General features: G+C 74.0%; 20 protein-coding genes. 13 read left to right on the forward strand and 7 right to left on the reverse strand.

Features of this window, described 5'->3' with window-relative positions; genetic code table 11:
- Positions 1-42 precede the first annotated feature (42 nt).
- Entirely contained in the window at positions 43-819 is a 777-nt protein-coding gene (locus SCATT_RS21655) for an MBL fold metallo-hydrolase (protein ID WP_014145285.1), read from the forward strand.
- On the opposite strand, the gene SCATT_RS21660 is transcribed toward SCATT_RS21655, so the two are convergent.
- Positions 809-2,227, reverse strand: a complete 1,419-nt coding sequence (locus SCATT_RS21660; protein WP_014145286.1) for an MFS transporter — start codon at positions 2,225-2,227, stop codon at positions 809-811. The genes SCATT_RS21655 and SCATT_RS21660 overlap by 11 nt on opposite strands.
- A gap of 152 nt (positions 2,228-2,379) precedes the next feature.
- The gene (locus SCATT_RS21665; RefSeq protein WP_014145287.1) at positions 2,380-2,784 is read right to left on the reverse strand and encodes a glyoxalase/bleomycin resistance/extradiol dioxygenase family protein; all 405 of its coding nucleotides are present in this window, start codon (positions 2,782-2,784) and stop codon (positions 2,380-2,382) included.
- 86 nt (positions 2,785-2,870) lie between these two features.
- Here SCATT_RS21665 and SCATT_RS21670 point away from each other — a divergent pair, with 86 nt between their 5' ends.
- The 3 genes from SCATT_RS21670 to SCATT_RS21680 all read left to right on the forward strand — a co-directional run bounded on the left by SCATT_RS21670 (position 2,871) and on the right by SCATT_RS21680 (position 5,624).
- On the forward strand, positions 2,871-3,476 hold the full coding sequence (locus tag SCATT_RS21670; RefSeq protein ID WP_014145288.1) for a DUF4937 domain-containing protein: 606 nt from the start codon (positions 2,871-2,873) through the stop codon (positions 3,474-3,476).
- Positions 3,477-3,955: 479 nt separating this feature from the next.
- On the forward strand, positions 3,956-4,711 hold the full coding sequence (locus SCATT_RS21675) for a sigma factor-like helix-turn-helix DNA-binding protein (RefSeq protein WP_157894845.1): 756 nt from the start codon (positions 3,956-3,958) through the stop codon (positions 4,709-4,711).
- A gap of 88 nt (positions 4,712-4,799) precedes the next feature.
- Complete coding sequence (locus SCATT_RS21680) at positions 4,800-5,624, forward strand: SDR family oxidoreductase (RefSeq protein WP_014145290.1); 825 nt, start codon at positions 4,800-4,802, stop codon at positions 5,622-5,624.
- A gap of 34 nt (positions 5,625-5,658) precedes the next feature.
- Here the strand turns inward: SCATT_RS21680 and SCATT_RS21685 are convergent, their stop codons facing one another.
- Positions 5,659-6,264 carry a TetR/AcrR family transcriptional regulator gene (locus SCATT_RS21685; protein ID WP_014145291.1) on the reverse strand — a complete coding sequence of 202 codons (606 nt, stop codon included), beginning with the start codon at positions 6,262-6,264 and terminating at the stop codon, positions 5,659-5,661.
- Positions 6,265-6,432: 168 nt separating this feature from the next.
- Here SCATT_RS21685 and SCATT_RS21690 point away from each other — a divergent pair, with 168 nt between their 5' ends.
- From SCATT_RS21690 to SCATT_RS40600, 4 genes are all read left to right on the forward strand, one after another.
- A complete protein-coding gene (locus SCATT_RS21690) occupies positions 6,433-7,155 on the forward strand; it encodes an SDR family oxidoreductase (protein WP_014145292.1) in 723 nt (240 codons plus the stop codon).
- A gap of 143 nt (positions 7,156-7,298) precedes the next feature.
- Complete coding sequence (locus SCATT_RS21695; protein WP_041824929.1) at positions 7,299-8,219, forward strand: ADP-ribosylglycohydrolase family protein; 921 nt, start codon at positions 7,299-7,301, stop codon at positions 8,217-8,219.
- A gap of 85 nt (positions 8,220-8,304) precedes the next feature.
- The gene (locus SCATT_RS21700) at positions 8,305-9,003 is read left to right on the forward strand and encodes a ribonuclease HII (protein WP_014145294.1); all 699 of its coding nucleotides are present in this window, start codon (positions 8,305-8,307) and stop codon (positions 9,001-9,003) included.
- Between the two features lie 329 nt (positions 9,004-9,332).
- On the forward strand, positions 9,333-9,665 hold the full coding sequence (locus SCATT_RS40600; RefSeq protein WP_014145295.1) for a hypothetical protein: 333 nt from the start codon (positions 9,333-9,335) through the stop codon (positions 9,663-9,665).
- A gap of 77 nt (positions 9,666-9,742) precedes the next feature.
- Here the strand turns inward: SCATT_RS40600 and SCATT_RS21710 are convergent, their stop codons facing one another.
- Both SCATT_RS21710 and SCATT_RS21715 read right to left on the reverse strand, forming a co-directional pair.
- Entirely contained in the window at positions 9,743-10,339 is a 597-nt protein-coding gene (locus SCATT_RS21710) for a hypothetical protein (RefSeq protein WP_014145296.1), read from the reverse strand.
- Positions 10,340-10,555: 216 nt separating this feature from the next.
- Entirely contained in the window at positions 10,556-12,739 is a 2,184-nt protein-coding gene (locus SCATT_RS21715) for a RecQ family ATP-dependent DNA helicase (protein ID WP_014145297.1), read from the reverse strand.
- 177 nt (positions 12,740-12,916) lie between these two features.
- On the opposite strand from SCATT_RS21715, the gene SCATT_RS21720 reads away from it, so the two are divergent.
- Positions 12,917-14,194: a DUF4192 domain-containing protein gene (locus SCATT_RS21720; RefSeq protein ID WP_014145298.1), complete on the forward strand. Its 1,278-nt coding sequence runs from the start codon at positions 12,917-12,919 to the stop codon at positions 14,192-14,194.
- 98 nt (positions 14,195-14,292) lie between these two features.
- Here SCATT_RS21720 and SCATT_RS21725 read toward each other — a convergent pair whose 3' ends face one another.
- Positions 14,293-15,603 (reverse strand): alpha/beta fold hydrolase, encoded by a 1,311-nt coding sequence (locus SCATT_RS21725; RefSeq protein WP_014145299.1) that lies wholly within the window; start codon positions 15,601-15,603, stop codon positions 14,293-14,295.
- Between the two features lie 370 nt (positions 15,604-15,973).
- Here SCATT_RS21725 and SCATT_RS21730 point away from each other — a divergent pair, with 370 nt between their 5' ends.
- The 4 genes from SCATT_RS21730 (at position 15,974) to SCATT_RS21745 (ending at position 21,257) form a co-directional block, all read left to right on the forward strand.
- A complete protein-coding gene (locus SCATT_RS21730) occupies positions 15,974-16,756 on the forward strand; it encodes an NUDIX hydrolase (protein ID WP_014145300.1) in 783 nt (260 codons plus the stop codon).
- A gap of 303 nt (positions 16,757-17,059) precedes the next feature.
- Positions 17,060-17,947, forward strand: a complete 888-nt coding sequence (locus SCATT_RS21735; protein ID WP_078590902.1) for a FadR/GntR family transcriptional regulator — start codon at positions 17,060-17,062, stop codon at positions 17,945-17,947.
- Positions 17,948-18,578: 631 nt separating this feature from the next.
- Entirely contained in the window at positions 18,579-20,132 is a 1,554-nt protein-coding gene (locus SCATT_RS21740; RefSeq protein ID WP_014145303.1) for an RNA polymerase sigma factor, read from the forward strand.
- Between the two features lie 282 nt (positions 20,133-20,414).
- Positions 20,415-21,257, forward strand: a complete 843-nt coding sequence (locus SCATT_RS21745; protein ID WP_014145304.1) for a S1 family peptidase — start codon at positions 20,415-20,417, stop codon at positions 21,255-21,257.
- A gap of 161 nt (positions 21,258-21,418) precedes the next feature.
- On the opposite strand, the gene SCATT_RS21750 is transcribed toward SCATT_RS21745, so the two are convergent.
- Positions 21,419-21,643, reverse strand: coding sequence for a DUF7455 domain-containing protein (locus tag SCATT_RS21750; RefSeq protein ID WP_014145305.1), 225 nt, complete (start codon positions 21,641-21,643; stop codon positions 21,419-21,421).
- Positions 21,644-21,937: the final 294 nt, after the last annotated feature.

Below are 21,937 nucleotides of genomic sequence, written 5' to 3' on the forward strand. Positions count from 1 at the left end.
TCGCAGGGCGACCGCGCACGGATCCGGATGACGGGGGCTGCCATGGCAGAGCTGACCATCGAGTACGTGGGCGGGCCGACCGCGGTGATCGAGGCCGCCGGGCTGCGGCTGCTCACGGACCCCACGTTCGACGGCCCGGGGGAGCATCCGGTCGGCAGCCGCTCGCTCACCAAGACCGCCGGCCCCGCCCTCGCCCCCGACGCCGTCGGCCCCGTCGACGCCGTGCTCCTCTCGCACGACCAGCACCCCGACAACCTCGACACCTCGGGCCGCGCGTTCCTGGCGCGGGCGCCCCTGGTGCTCTCCACCGAGGCGGCCCGCGACCGCCTCGGCGATCCGGTCCGCGCGCTGCCGGCCGGGGAGTGGGCCGAGCTGCCCCGGCCCGACGGCGGCACGCTGAGGATCACCGGGGTGCCCGCCCAGCACGGCCCGGACGGCAGCGAGTCCCTGGTGGGCCAGGTCACCGGCTTCCTGCTGACCGGGCAGGGGGTGCCCACGGTCTACGTCAGCGGGGACAACGCCTCGCTGGACGTGGTGCGTTCCATCGCCGACACCCACGGCCCGGTCGACGTCGCCGTGCTCTTCGCCGGCGCGGCCCGCACCCCGCTGGTCCCGGACGCGTATCTGACCCTCACCAGTGAACAGGCCGCCGAGGCCGCCCGCATACTCGGCGCCCGCCAGGTCGTCCCGCTCCACTTCGAACACTGGGGCCACTTCACCCAGGGCCGGCAGACGCTGCTGGACGCCTTCGCCACGGCTGGCGACGGGGTACGCGGGACGCTGCGCCTGCTGGAGCCGGGGGAGCGGCTCACCCTGTGACGGCCGGGCGGCGCCGTCCGCCGTCCCCACGCAGCAGCACGGCGACGGCCGTCCCGGTGCACAACAGCGCCACGCCGCCGGTCAGCAGCGACAGCCGCATCCCCGGCAGGAAACGGCCGCCGCCGATGAACGCCCCGAAGAGCGCCACCCCGACCGCCCCTCCGGTCTGCCGGGCCGCGTTGAGCACCCCGGACGCCAGCCCGGAACGCTCCGCCGGGACCGCCTCCAGCATCGTGGTGGTCAGCGCCGGCGCCGCGAGCCCCGCCCCGACCCCCAACGGAAGGAGAGCCGCCGACAACAGCGGTACGGGCGTGCCCGGGCCCACCGCCGGCAGCGCGAGCGACGCCGCCCCGGCCAGCAACTGCCCGGCCGCCAGCGGCAGTCGCGGCCCGTACCGCGCGATCACCCGCCCGGAGACCACGTTCACCACCGCGATCAGCCCGGTCATCGGCAAGAACATCACCCCGCCGACGAGCGCGGAGAGGTGGCGCTGCGTCTGGAAGAACATGCTCAGCACGAAGACGGCACCGTAGAAACCGAGGTTCATGGTCAGACCGGCCGCGGTGCACACGGCCACCGCCCGCTCCCGGAACAACGCCGGCGGCACGGCCGGATGGCGCACCCGGGCCTCCACGGCCAGGAACGCCGTGCCCGCCGCCACCGCCACCGCCGAGGCCACCGCCACCTCGGGCGAACCGAACCCCGTGGCCCCGCCCTCGATCACCGCGAACACCAGCGCCGCCAGGGCGAGGACGACCGCGCTCTGCCCGGCCCCGTCCAACGGCGCCGGACGTGGCCGGATCCGCGGCGTCCTGGACAGCGCGGCGAGCGCCGCCACCCCCACCGGGACGTTCAGGAAGAAGATCGACCGCCACCCCAGCGCCTGGGTCAGCACCCCGCCGGCCACCGGCCCCGCGGCCACCGCCACCCCGCTGGCCGCGGTCCACAGCGCGAACCCCCGCGCCCGCTCGGCCGGATCGGTGCGGGTCCGCCGGATCAACGACAGCGAGGCGGGCAGCATCAGAGCCGCCGCCGCCCCCTGCGCCGCACGGGCCCCGATCAGGAAGGCGGCGTCAGGGGCGAGAGCGCAGGCGGCCGACATCACCGTGAAGCCCGCCAGCCCCACGGCGTAGACGCGGGTGGCCCCGAACCGGTCCGAGACCGTCCCCGCCGACAGCATCAACGCGGCGAACAACAACGTGTACGCGTCCAGCACCCACTGCAGCGCGGTGACGCCCACGCCCAGCTCACGGCCGATGTGCGGCAGCGCGACGGTGACGGCGTTGACGTCCAGGGTGATGACGAAGAAACCGGTGCAGGCGACGAGCAGGGTCAGTACGGGGTGGTGGTCCGGAGGTTCTCCGGCGGGCGTGCGGACAGGGGCGGGGGGTGCGGAATCCCGGTGCATGTGGTCCTTTCCGCGCGCCCGGACCCATTGAACGGGATGGGGCGGGGTGTGCCGCAACCGGTTTTCCCGCGGGCCGAGTTGACCGCCGGGAACGGACCGGGGCACCCCGGTGGCTCCCCGCGGGCCGAGGCGCACGGGGAGCCGCGCGCGGCTCAGTAGGACTGCAACTCGATGAGGTTGCCCTCGGGGTCACGCAGATGCGCGGTGCGCAGCCCCGGCCCCCACTCCGGGCGGTCCTGCGGGGCGGCCACCACGGTGGCGCCGTGGGCGGCGAGCCGGGCGGCGGCGTCGTCGGTGTCCGCCACGCGCAGCACGAGCATGCCGGTGTCCTGCGCGGCGGCGTGTTCCGGCAGCGAGTCGGTGCCGACGATCCTGACGATGTTCTCCCGCGCGAAGATCACCAGGACCGCCTGGCCGTCCAGGTCCCAGTTGGCGTACCTGGCCTCGGGCACCACCTTGACCGGCTCGATGCCGTGCAGCGCGCGGAGCGCGGCGGTCCAGAAACGGAGCGAGGTGTCGAAGTCGCGGACGAGGAGCCGCGGATGGAGGGCGTCCATGCCGTGATCGTACGAGCTTGCGGGCCACGGGAGTTGACCGGGTGACGGAAGCGGAGGGCGCCACGGCACGGCCATAGTATGGCGCGGTGCTGGTGAAGTGGATTCGCTGTCGCGTCACGGACCGGACCGGTTTCGAACGCGGACAGCGCGAATGGGCGGCGCTCTTCGGCGAGCCCGGGTTCCGGGGGCAGGGCGGCGGCTGGGGCCGCGGCCGGCCGGACGAGGCGCACATCTTCTGCTTCTGGGAGAACCGGTCGTACTACGACATGTTCATGGCCGGTCCGCACGACGGCATAGCCATGGCCCAGGCCGGCACCTACGACCGGATGGACGTGCGCCTCTTCGAGCAGCGCCAGGAGGTGAAGATCGGCTTCCGCGCCGTCTTCTCCGACGCCGACCTGGTGCGGGCGGCCCACTGCCGCGTCCGGCCGTCCCAGGTGGAACACTTCATGCTGATGCAGGAGAAGGTGTGGAACCCGGCCATGGCCGGCTCGCCCGGAATGCTGCGGGGGATCTTCGCCGAGGGCGCCGGGAGCGAGTTCCTGGTGCTGTCGATGTGGGATTCCGCCGCCGAGCGGGCCAAGTACCGTGACGCGGCCGTCGGCCGGCTGGAGGAACGCGCCGGACTCGGCGAGGACGTGTTGTCGGTGGCGGGTGAGATCGTGGACGTGGTGCAGGCGTGGACGGTGTGAGCGGTACGTCCGACGGCCCAGGCATAGCCAACGGCGCCCCGCAGGCCGTGGCGGGGGTGTCGTCGGCTGGGCGCGGTGGATCGGGTTCCGTTGCGGGAACACCGTTGGCCGGGGCTGGTGGGTCGGTTCCCGCTGTGGGGGCGTCGTCGGCGGGGGCTGGGGGGATGGGTCCCGTCGCGGGGGTGTCGTCGGCGGGGGCTGGTGGGCCGGATTCCGCTGCGGACGCGTTGCGGGCCGGGGAGGATCGGCCGGGTTCCGTTGCGAGGACATCGGCGACCAGGGCAGACCGGCCGGGTCCCGTCGCGGGCGCGTCGTCGGCCGGGGACGGCGGTTCGGATCCGGCCCGGCCGGGGCCGGGTGGGGGCGCGCTGCCGGGTGAGGGCGGCTCGCCAGGGCGCTTCGCGCTCGCCTACCTCCTGCTGGGCGCGGCCTCCTCGGCCGAGGAGGTGCTGGCCCGCGTGCCCGGCGGGGCGCCCGCCGTGACGGAGGGGCGTGGGCCGGAAGGCGCGGTGGTCGGGGCCTGCCTGGACGCTCTGGCGTCGGCCCGGTCACGTCACGAGGCGTACGTCGGCCCGTGGCTGCCGGAGCCGGTGCTCACCGTGGACGGGCCGTTCGGCCCGCTGGAGGACCCCGCGCTGCGGGAGTCGGTCTCGCTGCCGTGGCTGGTGCGGCTGGAACGGCTGACCCCGGCCGAGCGGGCCGTCCTGGTGCTCCACGAGACGTACGGCCGGCCGCTGCCGGAGATCGCCGGCCTGCTCCGGACGACGCCGCAGGGGTGCGAGGGTTTGCTGCGCAGCGCCCGGCAGCGTACCGGGCTGCCCCGCGTCCGGCACGAGACGGGGTGGGACGAACGGCGGCGGGTTCTGGAGGAGTTCCTCGCGGCGGCGGTCGACGGCGACCTGGCCGGCGCGGCCGAGTTCCTCTCCCAGGACGTCGTGGCCTGGGCGGACGGCGGCGGAGTGATAGACGGCGCGGCCCGCCGCCCGGTCCTGGGCGCCGAGAAGGCGGCCCGCTACGTCTCCGGGGTGCTCGCCCGGGCCCCGCGAAGCGTCCTGGAGCTTTCGGTGGCCGAGGTCAACAGCGAGCCCTCGGCCGTCGCGGTGCTCGGCACCGCGGTGGTCGGGGTGCTGGTGCCGGAGTTCGGCCCCGACGGCATCGTGGGGCTGCGCAACGTCCTCAACCCGCACAAGCTGGAGTTCATCGGCCGCCAGTGGGCCCGGCTCCCCACCGGGTAGCCACGAGGCCGCTCCCCTCCCGTGTCACATTCCGGCGGCCCCGTCTGTCCCCCCTCCGGAAACTGATCACCACCGGAAGGACGGCGAGATGAACGACACCACCTTGGTCACCGGCGGCACCGGGGTGCTGGGCACCGCACTGGTGGCACGGCTGCGCGCGGCGGGCCGCCCGGTACGGGTGCTCAGCCGCCGTCCGCCCGCCCCCGACGCCGTCCCGCTCGAGGGCACCGAGTGGGCGGTGGGCGACCTGACCAGCGGGGCGGGACTGGCCGCGGCGCTGGAGGGAGTCGGCACCGTGGTGCACTGCGCGACCGACAGCCGGCGCTGGAAGAACGATCCCGTCGCGGCCGAACGGCTCGTCGAGGCCGCCCGCGCGGCCGGTTCCCCGCACCTGGTGTACATCTCGATCGTCGGTATCGACCGGGTGCCCTTTCCCTACTACCGGGCCAAGCTCGCGGTGGAGCGGATCGTCGCCGGCTCAGGGCTGCCGTGGACCGTGCTGCGCACCACCCAGTTCCACGACCTGCTGCTGGCGGTCGCGCGGCAGTTGACCCGGCTCCCGGTCGCCCTGGTGCCGTCCGGGGTGCGGATGCAGCCGGTGGACGTGGCCGACGTCGCCGCCCGCCTGGCCGACCTCGCCGCCGGTGCGCCGGCCGGCTGCGTCCCCGACATGGGCGGACCCGAGGTGATGACGCTCGCCGACGCCGTCCGCGCCGTGCTGCGTGCCACCGGTGGCCGCCGCCCGGTGCTCGAGGTGCCCCTGCCCGGCGGACTCGTGCGCGCCACCCGGCACGGCGGACTGCTGGCACCGGACAACCCCGCGGACGGACACCGCTTCACCGACTTCCTGGCCGAGGCGTCCTTCGACTCCCGGCGGTACGGCGCCGCGAGCCGTGGGGGAGGACAGTCGTAAGGGGCCGGCCCGCGTGGCCGCTGCCGCGGGGCGGCTACCCGCCGGCGTCCGGGACCGCCATCAGCCGGCGCAGCGCGGTGGTGAGTTCCTCGGCGAGCTCGGCGCCGACCGGGGCGTGGCGGCTTATCAGCCGGTACCACATCGTGCCGAAGGCGAAGTCGACCGCGAGCTCCAGCGAGCACTCGCGGTCGCTGAGCCGGCCGCTGAGCACGCCCTTGCGCAGCACCTCGCGCAGCGCCGCGCGGCGCGGACCTGTCACCGTGCCCTGGAGCCGGGCGGCGAGCTCCGGGTCGTTCTGGGCCTCGGCCATCAGGCCCACCACCGCGTTGCCGGTGACCTCCCGGGTGAAGGTGAACGTGGCGGCGAGCAGGACGTGCACGTCGCGGAGGGCGTCACCGGTGTCGGGTGCCAGCCGGGGGCTCTCGCGCAGCGCCAGGTCGCGCAGCGCCTCCAGCAGCACCGCCTGCTTCGTGGGCCACCACCGGTAGACGGTCTGGCGGCCGACCCCGGCCCGCTCCGCGATGCCCTTGATGGTCAGCGCCTGGTAGCCGTCGCGCTGGCACAGTTCGAGGGCCGCGTCGAGGACCGCCCGGCGGGCCACCTCGCTGCGCGGTCTGCCCCGGGCCACTGGTTCGGTCATGGCGCCACTCTACCCCCTTTACAAGACATCGTGTCTCGCATATTCTCAACGAGGCACGGTGGTTCGTAAATGGCTGTCGCCGACTGGCCCCGGCCGTCGGCGAACGCCGCCACCGGCGACCGTCACGCACCGGCCCGTCACGCGGGCCGCCGGCAGGGGGAGACGCGGATGACCGAGCGCGTTGTGATGATCGGTGGCACGTCCGGGATCGGACTGGCCGTAGCGCAGGGCCAGTTGGCGGCGGGGCGGGAGGTCGTGGTCACCGGACGCGACGCCGCCAAGCTCGCCGCGGTGGTGGAGAGGCTGGGCGCCGGCGCTTCCGGCGAGGCGGTGGACGCCCGCGACGAGGAGGCCATGCACGCCTTCTTCGCCGGCCTCGGTGCCGTCGACCACGTCGTGGTCACCGTCACCGGTCACAGCGCGGCCGGAGCCTTCCGCGACCTCACGGCGGACGCGCTGCGCAGCGCCGGCGAGGGCAAGCTGATAGCCCAGACGATCGCCGCCCAGGCCGCGTTGAAGGTGTTGCGCGCGGACGGTTCGCTGACCTTCGTCACCGCGGGCTCCGCCGGTGCCGCCAGGCCGGGCACCGCGGGGCTGGCCGCGGTCAACGCGGCGGTGGAGGCCATGGTTCCGGTCCTCGCCGTCGAGCTGGCCCCGGCACGGGTCAACGCCGTCTCGCCCGGCATCATCGACACCCCGTGGTGGGACTGGATGGACGCCGAGACGCGGCAGCAGACGTTCGAGAACTACGCCCGGGCCACCCCGGTCGGCCGGGTGGGTCGCGCCGAGGACGTCGCCGAGGCGATCGGCTACCTCATCGGGGCCGGCTTCGTCTCCGGTGTCGTGCTCGGCGTCGACGGCGGCTCACGGCACCGCCCGACCGCCCTGTGAACCTCCGCCCCCGGCGGGCGCCCGCTTCCGGTATCGTCCGGCAGGCCGTCCGGCGCCCACCCGGGACCCCTCCGGGGCCGCAGGTGAGATTGGGCACAGGGTGATTGACCCTGATGGGGGGTGATGTCAGAGTTTCCGTCGTCATGACCGTTGATCCCCTCTTTTCCGATCGGTACGATCGCGCCCTCGCCAGCCTCCGCGGCCTCTCCGTGGGGGATGCCCTCGGCTCCCAGTTCTTCGTCCCCGCCAACTACCCGGCGCTCCGGAGTGGCGAGCTGCCGCCAGGGCCGTGGCAGTGGACCGACGACACCGAGATGGCCTGCTCGATCGTGGCCGTCCTCGCCGGCCACGGCCGGATCGACCAGGACGCGCTGGCCGACTCCTTCGCCGAGCACCACGACACCGACCGGGGATACGGGCCCGCCGTCAGCCGCATGCTGCGGCTGATCCGGCAGGAAGGCGCCGACTGGCGTGAGCTGGCGGCGGCGCTCTTCAACGGCCAGGGCTCCTGGGGTAACGGCGCCGCCATGCGCATCGCACCCCTCGGCGCCTGGTACGCCGACGACCCCGTACAGGCGACCCACCAGGCCGAGATCTCCGCGTACACCACCCACCAGCACCGTGAGGCGGTCGTCGGCGCGATGGCGGTGGCCGCGGCAGCCGCCCTGGTCGCCGCGGCGGACGGCCCCCGGGACCCCTCGGCGCTGCTCGGTGAGGTCATCGCGCTGATCCCGCGCAGCGCCGTGCACGCCGGGCTGCGCCGCGCCCGCGACATGCTGGACTTCGCCGACGTGGCCACCGTCGCCGCCGTGCTCGGCTGCGGACGTCGCACCAGCGCGCACGACACCGTGCCGTTCGCGCTGTGGGCGGCGGCCCGGCACCTGGACGACTTCCCGGCCGCCTTCTGGACCGCCGCCCGGGCCGGCGGTGACATCGACACCACCTGCGCCATCGTCGGCGGGGTGCTCGCCTCCCGCCCCGCCGGTCTGCCGCCGGAGGAATGGCGGGCCCGCACCGAGGAACTGCCCGGCTGGCTGCCCAGCCTCCGGCACCCCGGACAGTGACCGCCGCCCGCCCGCCGCGGACCGCCGGCGATTGAAAAGAACCCACTACTGCCGCGCGGGAAGCGGGGCGTAGTCTGGTGCCGCCATGGCATACGAACCACCCACCCACAGCGTCGAGCGCTCGATGCGGGCCACCCTCGGTGTCAAGGTCGTCGCAGGCATCGACGAAGTCGGCCGCGGCGCGTGGGCGGGACCGGTCACCGTGTGCGCGGCCGTCACCGGGCTGCGTCGTCCGCCGGAAGGGCTGACCGATTCCAAGCTGCTGACCGTCAAGCGCCGCACCGCACTGGCCGCCACGCTCGCCGGCTGGGTGACCGACCACGCGCTGGGCCACGCCTCGCCCGAGGAGATCGACGACCTCGGGATGACGGTCGCGCTCCGCCTCGCCGCGCTGCGTGCCCTCGAAGGGCTCTCGGTGCGGCCGGACGCCGTCATCCTGGACGGCAAGTACGACTACCTCGGCGGTCCGTGGCGGGTGCGTACCGTGATCAAGGGCGATCAGTCCTGCGTCCCGGTCGCCGCCGCCTCCGTGATCGCCAAGGTGCACCGTGACGCGATGATGGGCGAACTGGGCCTGGAACACTCCGCGTTCGGTTTCGCCGAAAACGCGGGGTACCCTTCGCCGGTGCACCGCGCCGCGCTGGAGGAGTTGGGTCCCACCCCGCACCACCGGCTGTCCTGGGCGTATCTCGACGCCCTGCCGCGCTGGCGTCACTTGAAGAAGGTCCGCGGCACCGCGGAGCAGGCCGAGCAACTGGGCCTGGACCTCGGGCCCGTCTTCTGACCCACCCGCCGCTGTGCCCGCACAGCGCGTTTGATAGACAACTCACCATGCCTCTCATCCCCGAGGAGCCACAGATTCACGAGAGTGTCCCGGGTACGCGCCCCGCCACGGGGGGTACCCGTACGCCGCAGCCCCCGCGTCCCGTTCCGGCTCCCGGTCCCCGGCCCGGTCCTCGTCCGGGCCCGCCCCGCGCGAACCGCACCCATCCCACGCCGGGCCGTCCGGGCCCCGGCCGGCCCGCCGCACCGGGGCCCGCCGTTCCGGCCCCGGCACGTCCCGCCGACGACGCCGTCCAGATACAACTCGTCCCGGCCACCGAGGAAAGCGCGGTGACCGCGGCCGACGAGGCCGTCGACGTGCTGCTCGACTCCGGCCGTGCCCCGGACGACATACTGGTCCTCACCACCGGCGAGCAGCACCCCTGGGCGCAGCACGAGCTCTCCTTCGGCGAGGACTCCTACTGGCGCCAGCAGGACGAGGGCGGCGATGTCTTCTTCGCCCACGCCACCGCCGAACGCGCCGCCAAGCGCCCGGTCGTGGTCCTCACGGTCAACGGCGGCACGGACGAGGACACCTCCCGTGCGCTGCCCGCCGCCATGGCCCGCGCCGGAAGCCTGCTCATCGTCTGCGGCGACCCGGAGCGGCTGCGCAACCTGTTGTGACCCCGGACGGCCCGACGCGACCACGGCCTGCCGCATCCCCACGTGCGGCGGCCCCTCGGTCGACGGGCCGCCCGCGGTCAGCGGGCCACATGGCGGCGCACCGCCTCCGGCACGCCGTCGCCGACGGGCAGCACGGCACCGCCCCTGGCGGCCCGCTCCGACCAGGAACCGGCATGCGGTCTGCGGCCACCGCGTCCGTCGCCGAGCACCAGCCAGCCGTGCGACGTCAGCGTGACGTAGGCGCCGCAACGCAGCCCGTGCAGCGTGCACGCGTCCCGCAGCCCCCACATCCAGGCGCCGTCGGCCGGCGTCCAGCCCGGTATGCCGTCCCGGCAGACCAGCAGCACGGCGGTGCGCACCGGAGAACGCAGCCGCAGATCGTGCGGTATCACCCGGCGCAGATGGTGCAGGATCGCGTTGCGGTGCTCCCAGCCGTCCCGGCTCCCGGCGGGGGCGGCGAACGAGGCGCTGGCCACCGTGCGCCCGGTGGGGTCGAGCACGGCGATCACCACCGTGGACGGGGACGGCAGATGGCGGTCGCAGACCTCCTTCACCAGATCCCGCGGACTGTTCAGCGAGGGGATCGCGGACGCCGCCCATTCGTCGGCTCCGAGGATCCGGCTCAGCCGGGGGGCGGCCTCGGCGGTGGTCTGCGGAGCGAAACCGAAAGCCATGGTCCTCCCTTCGTGCCGGGGTGCCCGGTGGCGCCTCACGGTGCCCGGGCGCACGCCGTCGTGCGGCTCCGCGAGCCGTCCGGGGGTCCCGTCCGATTCTCCCCGGTGCGGCCACGCTCGGCAACGAGCAAATGACGCCGCGCTGTTGACGTCATCCGGACACCGCGCGACCACGTCGGTCCACGCGGAGGTGCCGTGGTCGGCCGGCCCGCGCCGTCAGCCCTGCACGGCCAGGACCAGCGGCAGCACCGCCGACGCGCCCGAACGCAGCAGGAGACGAGCGACCACCGCCAGCGTCCAACCGGAATCCGTCAGATCGTCGACGAGCAGCACCGGACCGGGGTTGGCCGCCAGCGCCGCGGCGAGCTCCGGCGGGACGGTGAACGCCTCGTGCAGCGCGCGCAACCGCTGCGCGCTGTTGGACCGGGCTATGCGCTCCGGCGCGGCCTGCGGCGCGTAGCCGACCCGGCCGAGCAGTGGCATCCGGCCCACCTGCGCCACGCGTGCCGCCAGCGACTCGATCAGCCGTGGCCGGGTGTGCGAGTCGACGGTGACCACGCCCACCGGCCGGGCGGGGGCTCCGGGCGTGCCGCCGGCCCAACCCCCGGGCCCCTTGGCCCAGTCGGCGAGCACCGTGACCACGGCGTCCACCACGTCGTCCGGCACCGGCCCGTCGGGCGCGCCCGGGGCGAACATCGGCCGCAGCCGGTTGCCCCACCCGATGTCCGACAGCCGGCCCAGCGCCCGCCCCGCCGACGCCTGCTCCCCGGCCGGGATACGCCCCTTGAGGTCGACTCCGATGGCCGGCATGCCGGTCGGCCACATCCGACGCGGTTCGACCTCGACACCGGGCCTGCCGAGGGCCGCCCGCGCCGACTCCAGGGCGGCGGCGGAGACTTCGGTGGTGAAGCGGGCCCCGGCGCAGTTGTCGCAACGGCCGCACGGCTCGGCCGTCTCGTCGTCCAACTGCCGCCGCAGGTATTCCATCCGGCACCCGGTGGTGGTGGCGTACTCGCGCATCGCCTGCTGCTCGGACTCGCGCTGCCGGGCCACCCAGGCGTACCGCTCGGCGTCGTACGTCCACGGCCGGCCGGTCGCCGTCCAGCCGCCGCGCACCCGGCGTACCGCGCCGTCCACGTCGAGGACCTTCAGCATCGTCTCCAGCCGCGACCGGCGCAGTTCGACCATGGCCTCCAGGGCCGGCAACGACAGCGGGCGGCCGGCGTCGGCGAGGGCCTGGAGGGTGCGGCGCACCTGCTCCTCGGGAGGGAAGGCGAGCGAGGCGAAGTAGCGCCAGATGGCCTCGTCCTCGGCGCCCGGCAGCAGCAGGACCTCCGCGTGCTCGACCCCGCGGCCGGCCCGTCCCACCTGCTGGTAGTAGGCGATGGGGGAGGAGGGCGACCCCAGGTGGACCACGAAGCCCAGGTCGGGTTTGTCGAACCCCATGCCCAGGGCGGAGGTGGCCACCAGCGCCTTGACCCGGTTGGCCAGCAGGTCGGCCTCGGCGGCGCGGCGGTCGGCGTCCTCGGTGCGGCCGGAGTAGGCGGCCACGGTGTGTCCGCGCTGCCGCAGGAAGGCGGCCACCTCGTCGGCCGCGGCCACGGTGAGGCTGTAGACGATGCCCGAGCCCGGCAGGGTGTGGAGGTGATCGGCGAGCCAGGCCAGCCGGTGGGCGGCGTCCGGCAGGCGCAGTACACCGAGCGAGAGGGATTCGCGGTCCAGCGGCCCGCGCAGCACCAGGGCGTGCGTATCGCCCCCGCCCGCGTCGCCGTCCGCGCCGGTGGTGCCCAGTTGCTCGGCCACGTCCGCGGTGACCCGGGCGTTGGCGGTGGCGGTGGTGGCCAGCACCGGGGTGCCGGGCGGGAGGTCGGCGAGCACGGTGCGCAGCCGCCGGTAGTCGGGGCGGAAGTCGTGGCCCCAGTCGGAGATGCAGTGGGCCTCGTCGACCACGAGCAGCCCGGTCGCGGCGGCGAGCTTGGGCAGCACCGAGTCGCGGAAGTCCGGGTTGTTGAGGCGTTCCGGGCTCACCAGGAGGACGTCGACCGCGCCGGCCGCGATCTCCGCCTGGACCTCGTCCCACTCCTCGGTGTTGGCCGAGTTGATCGTGCGGGCCCGGATGCCGGCCCGCTCCGCCGCCTCGATCTGGTTGCGCATCAGGGCGAGCAGCGGGGAGACGATCACGGTGGGACCGCCGCCGCGCTCGCGGAGCAGAGCGGTGGCCACGAAGTAGACGGCCGACTTGCCCCAGCCGGTGCGCTGCACCACCAGGGCCCTGCGACCCTGCGCGACCAGCGCCTCGACCGCCCGCCACTGGTCCTCACGCAGGGCCGCGGTGCCGGTGGGGTCGCCGACGAGCCGGCGCAGGACGGCGTCGGCGCGGGTACGCAGTGGTTCGTTCATGTCTCCATGCAACCCGATGCCACCGACAACGCGCGAACCCGGCCGCCGGGCCTGTGGAAAACCGGTCACTCGATCCAGTGACGAATTTTCCGGCTCCTAAACCCTACTAATACGAAAATATACGGAAGTTATCCACAGGGCTGGTGGAATCGGGGCAGACGCGGAATCTTTCCGGACATGACTCAGCACACACAGCCCACCAGTGACCTTCTGGAACCGCACGTCACCCTGCGCACCCCCGCCCAGCTCGCGGAGGCCCTGCCCTACCTGCTGGGCTTCCACCCCGACGACAGCATCGTGCTGATCGCGATGCACGGCGGACGAGGCCGCTTCGGCGGACGGCTGCGGATCGGCATCCCCGAATCCGAGACGGAGTGGCCGCACCTGGCCGCCGAACTCGCCGACTGCCTGGTGAACGCCCCGAGCCGGTTCGGCAGGCCGAACGGGATCGCCGCCTTCCTGTGCCAGGACCCGCGTGGCGACGAGACCCCGGCCAGGACCATGGAACGCCTGCGTCCCCTCGCCCAGCACCTGCGCACCGCGTGCGGCGCCCAGGACGTCCCGGTCTTCGAGGCGCTCTGCGTCAGCGGCGGGCGGTGGTTCTCCTACTGCTGCCCGAACCCGGCCTGCTGCCCGCCCGAGGGCGGCGAGATCAACCGGGACGGCACCTCGGTCATGGCGGTGGCCGCCGCCTACGCGGGCATCCGGGTACGCGGCAGCCTGCGTGAGATGCGGGCCCGCTTCGCCCCGCTCACCGGGGCGCGGTCCGAGGCCCAGGAAACCGCGCTCGACACCGCCTGCGGCGAACTCGTGCCGCGCATGCTCGACGGCGGCGCCGGCTCCGGCACCGTGCGGGAGGAGACCATCGCCCTCGCCGCGGCGGCCCTCCAGCGGTTCAAGGACGCCCCCGCGGAGCACGACGACCCCACCGGGGACGCCCACGACGACACGCTGCTCGGCGACGAGGAGGCCGCGGCCGTCCTCATCGGCCTCCAGGACCGCGACACCCGCGACATCGCCGCCGAATGGCAGGAGGAGTGCGACCAGGCCGCCGCCCTGCGCCTGTGGCGGGCGCTGGCCCGGCGCTGCGTGGGCGCCTACGCGGGCTACGCGGCGCCCCCGCTCACCCTGGCCGGGCTGGTCTGCTGGCTCGCCGGCGACGAACCCTCCGCCCGGGTCGCCTTCGGGCTGGCGCTGGAGGCCGACCCCGACTACGTCTTCGCCCAGCTGCTGCACGAAGCCTGCAATCACCACGTCGACCCGGAGCCGCTGCGCCGGCGGCTGCGGGAGGAACACGCCAAGCGGTCGGCCCGTCCGGCCCGGCCGCCGCGTCCCGGTCGGGCCGGCACCGGGCCCAAGGGCCGGCCGTCGGGCGACACCCGCCCGGTCACCCGCACCACGGCCCGCCCCCGCACCCGCCGCCGGGTCCGGGCCGACGGGGACGAGCGGGCATGAGGGCGCGCGCCCCGGTCGCGCGGCTGTCGCGGTTCCGGTCGCGGCAGAGGCGGTGGCCGTGGCTCGTGGGCCGGGCGGTCCGCCGTGGCGGGCGGTGGTCACACCTCGCCGCGCACCATCCGGATCAGCCGGTCGAGGACCCGCCCGCCGCTGGCGCGCAGGCCGTCGTGCTCGTACTCGTCGGTGACCCAGGTCCGCAGGGAGTTCACCGCGCGCGCCGTGGCCAGCGAGTCCGCCGTGTCGACGTACATGTCGTCGTGGTAGACGGCCGCGGCGACCGGAACCTCGTTGCGGGCGAGCCGGTCGGCGTCGTAGAGGTCGGGCCAGTCACCGCGGGCCGCCAGCTCCTCGGCGACGCCACGCAACGGCACCAGCGCCGGGTCGGTCTCGAACATCCAGGGATAGATCATCTCCCCGGTGAAGAGCACCGGTTCGCCCGCCGACAGCGCCCGGTCGGCGTCGAACCGGGGGAACTCGTCCCGCACCGACTGCGCGGCCCAGCCGGTCGCCGCCCGGGAGACCGAGCGCTGACCGTAGATCGCCTCGTGGAGCACGGCGTACAGCGGCCGTTGCGCGAACGACAGGTGCTGCTGCGCCTGGTGGAGGAAGGAGTCGGACAGGGCCGCGTCGCCCGGCCCCGGGAGGAAGGCGTCCTCGAGCAGGTAGTGCAAGGTGTGCGAGCCGGTGCTGGAGCCCAGCATCATGCCGAGCGACTGGAAGGCCGGCACGGTCAGCAACCCGCCGTCCGGCAGCCGCACTTCACGCTCGGCCAGGTGCCGGGTGATCTTCCGGACGGCCTCGACGTCCTCGGGATAGCGCCGGTAATGCCCGTCGTTCTTCCGCTCCACCCGCGGATACGCCGACCGGTACACGTCCCGCGCGCTCACGCCGAGCCCCGCCAGGCCGCCGGTGACGAACGCCTCGCGCAGCCCCTCCGGCGCGAACGACAGGTACGTCAGGGTGCAGAAGCCGCCGAAACTCTGGCCCAGCAACGACCACTTGGCGTCCTCGCCGAGGAGCTGACGCCGGATCAGTTCGCAGTCGGCCACGATGGAGTCGGCACGGAAGTGCGACAGGTGGTCGGCCTGGGCGGCGGCGTCACCGCGACGCGGCAGGGTCTGCCGGTTCACCGGGGTGGAGCGTCCGGTTCCGCGCTGGTCGAGGAGGAGCACCCGGTAGTCGTCGAGCGCCCGCACCAGCCAGCCGTCCTTGCCCAGCGGTCGCGGGGAGCTGCCGCCCGGGCCGCCCTGGAGGAAGAGCAGCCACGGCAGCGAGTCCTTCTCCCGGCCCGCCGCCACCACCTCGCGCGCGTAGACCTCGATGCGCTCCCCGCCCGGATCCGAGTGGTCCAGGGGGACGCTGAAGACGTGGTCGGTCAGGACGGTGCCGGGCTGGCGGTGGACGGCCATCGAACTCCTCGGACTGCTCGGTGCGGACGGCGGCCCGGGTGGCCGCCGGCCCTCCGAACGGTAGACCGAGCCCCGGCGACGGCTCGCGCGGGGCGCCCCCGAGGGTCCGCGGCGGCGGGTGGCGCCGGGCCGTGGCGCCCGGGCACTGCGGCCCCCGAGGGTCGCACCCCGCGCCCGGGTCCTCCGCGTCCGGCCCCGCCCGCTGGGACCGGGCACCCCCTTCGCCCCGCCGTCACACCGGCCGTGCCGTGCGCGTCCCGGCGAGCGCGACCGGGGGGGCCGGGACCACGCCACCGGGGAAGCGGCCGAAAGCATCACGCGTGCCCTGGAACCTCCTGTTTATCGTCAGGCAGACGACTATGATCACCACATGCCCCCCTACGACCCGTCGGCCCACCCGCCGTTCGCCGTCACCGTGGACCTGGTCGTGCTCACCGTGCGCAGGCACGCGTTGTGCGCGCTCGTGGTGCGCCGGGGCGAGCCGCCGTTCCAAGGCCGTTGGGCGCTGCCCGGCGGATTCGTCCGGCCCGACGAGAACCTCACCGAGGCCGCCGCCCGCGAACTCGCCGAGGAGACCGGGCTGCGGGCCCAGGTCGCGGTGGGGGCCGGCGGCGCGGAGGCGCCGGATCCGTACGGTGGTGCGGGGGCCCACCTGGAGCAGCTGGCCACCTACGGCGACCCGCACCGGGACCCGCGCATGCGCGTGGTGAGCGTGGCCCATCTGGCGCTCGCCCCCGATCTGCCGGCGCCCCGGGCGGGCGGTGACGCGCGCAGCGCCCGGTGGGCACCGGTGGACGAGCTGCTCCAGCGCGACGGGGCGCCCGGCGCGGAGGGCGTCGCGCAGCTCGCCTTCGACCACGCCAGGATCCTCGCCGACGGGGTGGAGCGCGCCCGGTCGAAGATCGAGTACTCGTCGCTGGCGACGGCGTTCTGTCCGCCGGAGTTCACCGTGGGCGAGCTGCGCCGGGTGTACGAGGCGGTGTGGGGCGTTGCGCTGGACCCGCGCAACTTCCACCGCAAGGTCACCGGCACCCCCGGCTTCCTCGTCCCGGCGGGCGGGACGACGACGCGGCAGGGCGGCCGTCCCGCCCAGTTGTTCCGGGCCGGCGGTGCCACGCTGCTCAACCCGCCGATGCTGCGTCCCGAGGCCTGAGCGGCGCGGCGGCGGTGACGGCCGCCGTCCGACCGTCGTCCGCCCCGGCGCCGCCGGGCGCGCGCGGCGCGGTCAACTCGCGGACGGGCGCGCGCAGTTGTGTCCGGGTGGTCCATGGCGCCTGGCGGGGCGTGGTTTTGGGGCGGGTGACCGCGGAGTGCGAGCCGAAGTGTTCGTAACTCTGTTGAGAAAGTGCGTTTCTTTCCGATAAAGCGTCAATTGTGCGGAGAGGGGCGATCACCCTTTCGTGTGCTTTTCAGCAAAGCCCTCAAGGCCGTCCGGGTCATCGCCGACAAAGGATGCGTGAGTACCCTTGCGCACACCATGATGACCGCGGCCCGCTCCGCCGACACCGGCCTCGCCGGGCCGGGGGACCTGGACCGATACCCGTTCGCCGACGCCCCCGGCGTCGACCGCGCCGGACCGCCCAACTGGGACGGCGCCGAGACGGAGATGGGCCGGGTGGGCCGCCGCGCGGGCGGCAGCCGGGGCCGTGGCCTCCACGGCCAACTCGTCCAGCAGCTCGGCCAGATGATCGTCTCGGGCGATCTCGGCGCCGACCGTCCGCTCGTCCCGGAGGAGATCGGGCAGCGCTTCGAGGTCTCCCGGACCGTGGTCCGCGAGTCACTGCGCGTCCTGGAGGCCAAGGGCCTCGTCAGCGCGCGCCCCAACGTCGGCACCCGGGTCCGTCCGGTCAGCGACTGGAACCTGCTCGACCCCGACATCATCGAGTGGCGGGCCTTCGGACCGCAGCGCGAGGACCAGCGGCGGGAGCTGTGCGAGCTGCGGGCCACCATCGAGCCGCTGGCCGCCCGGCTCGCCGCGGGCCACGGCCGCGAGGACGTCCAGCAGCGCCTCGTCGACATGGCCGGGATCATGGGCCACGCCGTCACCCAGGGGGACTCGCTGACGTTCTCCCGCGCCGACGCCGAGTTCCACGCCCTGGTCCTCCAGGTCACCGGCAACCGGATGCTGGAGCACCTGTCCGGCATCATCTCCGCCGCCCTCCAGGTCTCCGGCGGCCCGGTCACCGGCTGCGACCGGCCCAGCGAGTCGACCGTGGCGCTCCACACCGGGATCGCCGAAGCGCTCGCCACCGGGGACGGGCCCGGCGCCGAAGCGGCGATGCGGCAGCTGCTCACCGTCCACCCCGAGGTGGAGCACGTCGTACCCGCGCCCCGGGAGCACTGACCCGGAGCACCGACCGCCCGTCTCCCGGGAGCGTCGACCGTCCCGCCTCCCGGGACGCCGAGGCCGCCCCTCCCGGGAGCGCCGGCCGCACCGCCCGGCCGTCCCGCGCGCACGCCGGCCCCGTCTCCTCCGGACGTCCGAGGGAACGGCGCCGCCTCCGCCCCGGGCCGCCTCCCGGCCGCCCCGCCACGTACGTCCAGGCGCTGCCCGTCCGTCGTGCACCGGCAGGCCCCGGCTCGCCCGTGAGCGCCCCCGCCGCCGTCGGCGCCGTCACGTGTCCGCCGCGCCTCCGCATCGCGTCCCCGTACCCCCGCCTCCCGTCGCGTCGCGGCGATTTTCCGCGCCCACCGGGTTTCCCGCACCCCGTGGCCTGGGAGGAATGCAGGCGTACGCACTGGTTTACGGGGAAATAGGGTGTGACGCGGGCCACGTAAGAGCCGCGTAACACTCTGCGGGGAGGCGCGATGACGTAAGAGGTGGTGCCACGAGTAGGAATACGGTCAGCCGTCCCCGGCGCTGTAACCGACACGCGGACCCGCCCTACTGCCGGTCCCATCCCCGCCGGCGGCCGACGGCCTTGCCGAGTGCAGGCGCGGTCGGAAGTCGTTCCCATCGTTCCGAGAGGTTGTTCGTGTCGGCCAGCACATCCCGTACGCTCCCGCCGGAGATCACCGAATCCGAGTCTCTGATGGCGCTCATCGAGCGGGGTAAGGCTCAGGGCCAGATCGCAGGCGACGACGTACGTCGGGCCTTCGAGGCGGACCAGATTCCGGCAACCCAGTGGAAGAACGTCCTGCGCAGCCTCAACCAGGTCCTCGACGAGGAGGGTGTGACGCTGATGGTCAGTGCCGCGGAGGCGCCCAAGCGCACCCGAAAGAGCGTCGCAGCCAAGAGCCCCGCCAAGCGTGCCGCCGCCAAGCCCGTCGCCACCACCACGGTGACCAAGCGGACCGCGGCGGCCAAGACCGTCGCCGCGCCGGCCGCCACCGCCGAGGTCCCGTCGGACGCGGGCGAGGAGACCGCCCCCGCCGCCAAGAAGACCGCTCCCGCCAAGAAGACCGTGGCCAAGAAGGCGGCGGCCAAGAAGACCGCCGCCAAGAAGACCGTGGCGAAGAAGGGCGACGACGAGCTGCTCGTCGAGGGCGAGGACTTGCTGGAGGACGTGGCGCCCGGCAAGGGCGGCGAGCCCGGGCCGGACCAGCCGGAGTCCGAGGGCTTCGTGCTCTCCGACGAGGACGAGGACGACGCCCCGGCGCAGCAGGTGGCCGCCGCCGGAGCCACCGCCGACCCGGTCAAGGACTACCTCAAGCAGATCGGCAAGGTCCCCCTGCTCAACGCCGAGCAGGAGGTCGAGCTGGCCAAGCGCATCGAGGCCGGTCTCTTCGCCGAGGACAAGCTCTCCTCCGCCGACAAGCTGGCCCCCAAGCTCCAGCGCGAGCTGGAGATCATCGCCGAGGACGGCCGCCGCGCCAAGAACCACCTGCTGGAGGCCAACCTCCGACTGGTGGTCTCGCTGGCCAAGCGCTACACCGGCCGCGGCATGCTCTTCCTGGACCTGATCCAGGAGGGCAACCTGGGCCTGATCCGCGCGGTGGAGAAGTTCGACTACACCAAGGGCTACAAGTTCTCCACGTACGCCACCTGGTGGATCCGGCAGGCGATCACCCGTGCCATGGCCGACCAGGCGCGCACCATCCGCATCCCGGTGCACATGGTCGAGGTCATCAACAAGCTCGCCCGTGTGCAGCGCCAGATGCTCCAGGACCTGGGCCGCGAGCCCACCCCGGAGGAGCTGGCCAAGGAGCTCGACATGACCCCGGAGAAGGTTATCGAGGTCCAGAAGTACGGCCGCGAGCCCATCTCGCTGCACACCCCGCTCGGCGAGGACGGCGACAGCGAGTTCGGTGACCTCATCGAGGACTCCGAGGCCGTGGTCCCGGCCGACGCGGTCAGCTTCACCCTGTTGCAGGAGCAGCTCCACTCCGTCCTGGACACCCTCTCCGAGCGCGAGGCGGGCGTGGTCTCCATGCGCTTCGGCCTCACCGACGGCCAGCCCAAGACGCTGGACGAGATCGGCAAGGTCTACGGGGTCACCCGGGAGCGGATCCGGCAGATCGAGTCCAAGACCATGTCCAAGCTGCGCCACCCGTCCCGGTCCCAGGTCCTCCGCGACTACCTGGACTGATCCGGCCGCCCGCGTCACCCCGCATCGACGCCGTATCGCCCGTACGTGGTGAACGGCGTCTGTCGGTGGGGTGACGGGGCCCTGGCGGGGTTGACGCCGACGGTGGACCGCCGGTTACCGGGGGCGCCCGGCTCCGGCCGGGAAACGGCCTGTTGAGGGGGTTGGAGCCGGGTCCGGTTCCGACCCCCTCTTTCTGTCGGTCTTTCGATCGTTCCGGATGCGCCCGCGCCCCGGGTGGACCACGCTGAGTGTTCCACCAGTCGCGGAACGTCAGGAGACCGTATGCGTATCCGACCACCCCGTCGCGTCGGCGCCGCCGTGCTGGGCGCGTTCGCGTTGATCGCGGCGGCATCGCCCCTCGTCGCTCCCGAAACCCCGGCAGCCGCCCGTGGGCTGGTCGTCGGGGGACGCCCCGTCGACATCGGAACGCATCCGTGGGCGGTGGCGCTGTCGAGCCGGCAGCTCTTCGGGGCCGGACGGGCGGGTCAGTTCTGCGGCGGCGCCGTGGTGGGGCCGCGAACCGTGGTGACCGCGGCGCACTGCTTCGGCCACGAGGTGCTCGGCTCCGACTGGCACGTGGTGCGCGACCTGCGGGTGCTGGCCGGCCGGGCGGATCTGCACAGCACCACCGGGCGCGAGGTGCGCCTGCACGACGTGTGGATCAACCCCTCGTACGACGACCGCACCAACGCCGGGGACATCGCCGTGGTCACCCTGGCGCAGGAGCTGCCGCGCCGCTGGGCCGTCCCGCTGGCCACGGCGGCCGACCGGGAGGCGTACCGGCCGGGACGGCGCGCCAGGGTCTACGGCTGGGGGGACACCACCGGCCACGGCACCTACGCCACCGTGCTGCGCTCCGCCGAGGTCGCCGTGATGCCCGACCAGCGGTGCGCCCAGGCGTACCCGGGGACGGCCGAGGGGGTCTACACGGCCGCCTCGATGATCTGCGCCGGGGATCCGCGCGGCGGCCGGGACGCCTGCCAGGGGGACAGCGGGGGCCCGCTGGTGGCCGACGGTCGGCTGATCGGGCTGGTCTCGTGGGGCACCGGCTGCGGGGAGGCCGGGCACCCTGGGGTCTACACCCGGGTCTCGGCGTTCGCCTCCGCCGTCGCGGAGCAGCTCTGAGTGGCCGCGGCCCTACCGGGAGTACGCGGGAACGGCAACGAGTGGGCCACCCCTCGGCGGGGGTGGCCCACTGCGTTTCCGGCTGCCGCCGGATCGAGCTCGTCGTGTGCGAGTCGTGCGATATGTGAGGTCGGATGCGGGACGCCGGCGCGTCCCGGAGGTCAGTCCTCGGCGGCGGGGGTCGGGGACGCGTGGAGTCGTCCGGTCTCGTCCTGTATTTCCGCGGCGATCTTCTTGAGTTCGGGTTCGAACTTGCGCCCGTGGTGTGCGCAGAAGAGGAGCTCGCCACCGCTGATGAGCACGACGCGCAGGTAGGCCTGGGCGCCGCAGCGGTCGCAGCGGTCTGCGGCGGTCAGCGGACTCGCGGGGGTCAGAACAGTAGTCACGTCGCCTCTTCTCTAGCTCGACGAGCTGTCGTACCAGGGTCAACATCCAACCAGCCCGAAAAACTTCCCGCTCGTGGCTTTTTCTCGAAAGTCGGTCCCGAGGCGGTTGGATGTCACCGGTTGGCGGCGAATGGGGCCTTGGTGCGTCGCGGGTGGTCTTTGAGGTCGGCTGTCGGTCAGGTCCGGGTCGGCAGGGTTGCCGGTTGTTGCTGAGGACGTGCCCGGAGCCTAAACGGTTCATGCCTCCTTGGGAACGTGATGTGCCTATCACCCGAAGGAGGGATCGAACGTACG

Origin of the sequence: Streptantibioticus cattleyicolor NRRL 8057 = DSM 46488 (assembly GCF_000240165.1) — a bacterium.
GTDB classification, from domain to species: Bacteria; Actinomycetota; Actinomycetes; order Streptomycetales; family Streptomycetaceae; genus Streptantibioticus; species Streptantibioticus cattleyicolor.

Coding starts and splice junctions, on each gene's coding strand:
- SCATT_RS21655 (WP_014145285.1), top strand. CDS start 43: ATGGCAGAGCTGACCATCGAGTACGTGGGCGGGCCGACCGCGGTGATC.
- SCATT_RS21660 (WP_014145286.1), bottom strand. CDS start 2,227: ATGCACCGGGATTCCGCACCCCCCGCCCCTGTCCGCACGCCCGCCGGA.
- SCATT_RS21665 (WP_014145287.1), bottom strand. CDS start 2,784: ATGGACGCCCTCCATCCGCGGCTCCTCGTCCGCGACTTCGACACCTCG.
- SCATT_RS21680 (WP_014145290.1), top strand. CDS start 4,800: ATGAACGACACCACCTTGGTCACCGGCGGCACCGGGGTGCTGGGCACC.
- SCATT_RS21685 (WP_014145291.1), bottom strand. CDS start 6,264: ATGACCGAACCAGTGGCCCGGGGCAGACCGCGCAGCGAGGTGGCCCGC.
- SCATT_RS21690 (WP_014145292.1), top strand. CDS start 6,433: ATGACCGAGCGCGTTGTGATGATCGGTGGCACGTCCGGGATCGGACTG.
- SCATT_RS21695 (WP_041824929.1), top strand. CDS start 7,299: ATGACCGTTGATCCCCTCTTTTCCGATCGGTACGATCGCGCCCTCGCC.
- SCATT_RS21700 (WP_014145294.1), top strand. CDS start 8,305: ATGGCATACGAACCACCCACCCACAGCGTCGAGCGCTCGATGCGGGCC.
- SCATT_RS21710 (WP_014145296.1), bottom strand. CDS start 10,339: ATGGCTTTCGGTTTCGCTCCGCAGACCACCGCCGAGGCCGCCCCCCGG.
- SCATT_RS21715 (WP_014145297.1), bottom strand. CDS start 12,739: ATGAACGAACCACTGCGTACCCGCGCCGACGCCGTCCTGCGCCGGCTC.
- SCATT_RS21720 (WP_014145298.1), top strand. CDS start 12,917: ATGACTCAGCACACACAGCCCACCAGTGACCTTCTGGAACCGCACGTC.
- SCATT_RS21725 (WP_014145299.1), bottom strand. CDS start 15,603: ATGGCCGTCCACCGCCAGCCCGGCACCGTCCTGACCGACCACGTCTTC.
- SCATT_RS21730 (WP_014145300.1), top strand. CDS start 15,974: ATGCCCCCCTACGACCCGTCGGCCCACCCGCCGTTCGCCGTCACCGTG.
- SCATT_RS21745 (WP_014145304.1), top strand. CDS start 20,415: ATGCGTATCCGACCACCCCGTCGCGTCGGCGCCGCCGTGCTGGGCGCG.